This window comes from Lactobacillus delbrueckii subsp. delbrueckii DSM 20074 = JCM 1012 (assembly GCF_001433875.1).
Taxonomy (GTDB): domain Bacteria; phylum Bacillota; class Bacilli; order Lactobacillales; family Lactobacillaceae; genus Lactobacillus; species Lactobacillus delbrueckii.
On sequence record NZ_AZCR01000088.1, the window covers coordinates 1 to 3,934 of the forward strand.

Consider the following 3,934-nt stretch of genomic DNA (forward strand, 5'->3'; position numbering starts at 1 on the left):
TTGACCGCATTTACCGGCGTAGATAGTCAAAATCTGCTAGATGTTATGGTAAGTGTTCAATTTATTCTTGCAATTGGCGGGAATTAATTTTCCTTTTTCTTTTCCTCTTTTACACACATATATTAGACAAACGCACGGCAGCAGAAAAGCAGTCATTGATAGAATGACTGCTTTTTTGTTGCTTATGAAATTTTATGAAAAACTACCAGATCTTGACCCGGTCTTCCGGAGCCAAGTACATCCCGTCGCCCGGCTTGACGTCAAAGGTCTCGTAGAATTCGTCCTGGCACTGGGCCTGGACATTCGCCCGCAGAGGGCCTGGCGCGTGCACGTCAACGGAAACGATCATCTTGATTGCTGCTTCCAGGGACTTTTGTGCCCAGATTCTAGCCCAGTTGGCGTAGAAGTCTTCCAGGCCTTGACCTTCTTCCTTGCAGGCGGTCATGGCCGCGGTCAAGCCGCCCTGGTCAGCGATGTTTTCGGACACGATCTGCTTGCCGTTCAAAGTAGTCGGGCCGAACTTGAGCCCGTCAAAGAGGGCGATTTCCGCCTTGGTCCGGTCAGCAAATTCCTTGTAGTCAGCTTCGGTCCACCAGTTCTTCATGTTGCCGAATTCATCGAACTGGGCCCCGTTGTTGTCGAAGGCATGGGAAACTTCGTGGGCGATCACGGCCCCGATCCCGCCGTAGTTGGCTGCCCGGCTCTGGTCAGCACTGTAGAATGGTGCCTGCAAGATGGCCGCTGGGAAGGTGATGTCGTTTCTCTGCGGGTCGTAGCAGGCGTTAACCAGGTTGCCTGGCATCAGCCAAACAGTCCGGTCAACCGGCTGGTGGAGCTTCTCCAGGCTGTACTTGATGCTTTCCTGGCTGGCGGCCTGCAGGTTGCTGTAAAGGCTGCCGCCCTCTTCTGCCGGGGTAACCTGGAGGCGGTTGTAGATGTCTTCAATCTTGTCCGGGTAGCCGACCTTCAAGATCAAGGCCTGCAGCTTGGTGATGGCCTTGTCCTTAGTCGCCTGGGAGAGCCAGTCGTTCTTGGCCAGCCGGTCCTCGTAGACCTTCAGCATCCGCTTGATCATGCCCAAAACGTCTTCCTTGGCGGCGGCCCCGAAGTAGGTCTGCCCGTAGTAGACGCCGACAACTTCGCTGAAAGTGCTGTTGGCAATCCGGTAGGCCTGCTTAATCCCGCTGGCCAGTTGCGGCTGGCCGGTCAAAGCCTGGCTGAACGGGAATGCGGCTTCTCTGAATTCTTGCGACAGAGATGAGGCCACGTCATTGATAAACTTAACCAGCATCCAGCCCTTGATTTCACTGAAGCTGGCTTCGTTTAAAAGACCTTCTGCTTGGTCCAGGTAGCGGGGTTCCGTGTTGATCAAAACTTCTGGTTCTTCACCAAGGAAGCCTGCCAGGAACTGGCCCATGTCAAAGCTAGTGAACTTGCTCTTGAAGTCTGCCAATGAAATCGGGTTGTACATGGCAGGATAGTCAGCCCATTCTTCGCTGGACTTGACTACCTTGGCCAGGCGCTGGTCGTAAGCCAGGGCCCCGTCTACATATTCAGCGGCTTTTTCTTCACTTACCCCGGCCATTTGGAAGAGCTTGAGGGTCTGTTCTTTTAACACGCCCAAGAGTTTTTCCGCGTCCGGGCTTTCGTAAGTGGTCGTATCTGGCAAAAAGATGTGGGGACCGCCGAAGTAAACCGTGTTGACCTTGGTGTTCTTCATGTCCGCGTCAACGGAGAAGGAGAATGGGAGGTCAAAGCCTTCCTTGGCCAAAGCAGATGCCGCGCCTTGCAGGTCATTCCAGCTGTTCAAGCCTTCCAGTTTCTTCAAGTCAGCCTGGATTGGTTCTGCCCCGTCAGCGTTCCGCTTGTCAAAGTCCTTGGCCAGCTTGTATAGTTCAACGGCCTTGGCCAGGTTCGGCAGGGCCGGAACTTCCTTTTCCCCGCTGGCAAAAGCCGCGAAGTCAGCCATCAGGGTCTTTTCAACGTTTTCAGCGATTTGGTCAAAGCTCCCCATCCGGGACCGGTCAGCCGGGATTTCCAGCTGATCCAGGTAGTCAGAGTTAACGGCCAAATACAGGTTGTCCTGCGGGCGGGCAGTCTTGTCAACGACAGTCGTGTCGCCGCTGCCGCCGCGGACGGCAAATTTATTGTTCAATATTTCTTCCTCCTTGTTTTTCAACTAGCAGTTGTGCTGGCGCAGGTCGCACTGGGCCGCGATTTCAGCCTTGGCCTGGTCAGCTGCTTCGGGCCAGATTGGCTCTAAGCCCTGGTCCTTTAAGAAGCCTTCCCAGTCGGTAAAAATTTCCCCGTCTTCCTTGACGCAGGACGGAATCCCCACGCTGCCCTGCTCCTTAGCGTGAGCAAAGGCGGGACTGGCATCCCGCAAGCGCAAAAATTCCTTGAAATCCGGCATGGTGGCGAAAATATTAACGAATTCGTAGCCGATGCCGTACTTTTTAAAACTGGCCTCACAGGCGATGCAGTCCGGACAGATTTTTGTCCCGTAAACCTTAAGCATGTTTTCCTCCTTTTCTCACTATCCTCTTATTTTACCCGTTAACTGCTTCCCTGTTCAACCAAAGTGCAAAAAAATGCTAAAAATTCCTACTTGAAGAACTGCACCTGGTCCTTCAGCTTTGTTCTCAGCGGCAAGAGGGCCAAAAGGCAAAGGAGGATGCCGCAGCTGGCAACTACAAACATGGTCTTGTAGCCGAAGAGGTCGATCAAGGTCCCGCCGAAAAGCGGCCCGAAGGCCCGGCCGACCCCGCTAGCCACCAGGGTCATCCCCTGGTACTTGCCCTTGCTGGAGTACGGCGACATGTCGTTGACATAGGCCGGAATGGCGGGAAAGGCCGTCGATTCACCCAAGGTCAAGATCGACATGGACAAGACGAAGCCCGGGTATGTCTTGGCGAAAATCAAGGTCAGCCAGGACACGGCAAACATGAAGATCCCGAAGTAGATCTGCTGGTAGATGCTCTTGAAGATCCGCGGGAAGCGGGCCAAAATCAGCTGCACGACCACGATGATGCCGGCGTTGATCGTCCATAAAGTTGAGTAAAGGTGGAAAGGAATCCCCAGGCTGACCATGTAAACTGACAGGTTGGACTCCCAGTTCATGTACATCAGCCAGGTCACCCCCAAGGTGACGAAGAAGCCCATGGCCATCCAGAAGTTGGCCTTTGGCATCTTTTCCGCCTTCAGCGGGGTTTGGCCAGTCTTCTTCTGCTCCTGCCGGCGGGCATGGTAGGCCACGATCGGCTTAAACTTGCAGAAGGCAACTAAAGCCCCGATCAAGAAAAGGCAGCTGGCAATGATAAAGAGCAGCTCAATTGAGTAGTCGTAAAGGTAGCCGACAGCCAAGGTCCCGATTACCACCCCCAGGTTCTGGGAGAAGTATAGAATATTGAAGACATACCGGCCCGGATACTTGCGCAGGCTGGTGGCGATGGAATTGACCAGGGCCCCGTTCCAGCCCCCTAAAAAGCCCGTGCAGACAAGCCAGACCCAGTAAACCGGCCAGCCATGGAAGAAGGCCATGGCCAACAGGACCAAAGCATCCAACAGCATCCCGCCCGTAATCAAAGGATAAGGATTGAGCCGGTCAAAAAGCCGGCCGCTGATGGTTGACCCCAGCATGTTGGCCACGCAGTTGCAGAAGAGGACGATCCCGATTACCGACAGACTGATCCCCAACCGCTTGTTTAGGTAAACGGAAGTCAGTGGCCAAATGAAGCTGGCCCCGATCCAAGTAGCCAGTTCGGCCACGACCAGCCAGGGCAGCGCGATTTCCGGCAACTGGCTCTGTCCGTGTTTAGTTTTCATTTATCCATTCCTCCTTTTCTAAATTTAATGGTTCAGTATAAATTCTTGTGTAAATAGAAAATAGGCAACAAAAAAAGAAGGGTTGTCCCTTACAATGTTAATAACGACA

General features: G+C 53.4%; 3 protein-coding genes. All 3 read right to left on the reverse strand.

Features of this window, described 5'->3' with window-relative positions; all coding sequences use genetic code 11:
• Nucleotides 1-202: 202 nt before the first annotated feature.
• The 3 genes from FD23_RS08275 to FD23_RS08285 all read right to left on the reverse strand — a co-directional run bounded on the left by FD23_RS08275 (nucleotide 203) and on the right by FD23_RS08285 (nucleotide 3,825).
• Complete coding sequence (locus FD23_RS08275; RefSeq protein ID WP_025896465.1) at nucleotides 203-2,155, reverse strand: M13 family metallopeptidase; 1,953 nt, start codon at nucleotides 2,153-2,155, stop codon at nucleotides 203-205.
• Nucleotides 2,156-2,179: 24 nt separating this feature from the next.
• Complete coding sequence (locus FD23_RS08280; protein WP_052933531.1) at nucleotides 2,180-2,518, reverse strand: glutaredoxin; 339 nt, start codon at nucleotides 2,516-2,518, stop codon at nucleotides 2,180-2,182.
• 86 nt (nucleotides 2,519-2,604) lie between these two features.
• A complete protein-coding gene (locus FD23_RS08285; RefSeq protein ID WP_052933530.1) occupies nucleotides 2,605-3,825 on the reverse strand; it encodes an MDR family MFS transporter in 1,221 nt (406 codons plus the stop codon).
• Between the last annotated feature and the right edge of the window lie 109 nt (nucleotides 3,826-3,934).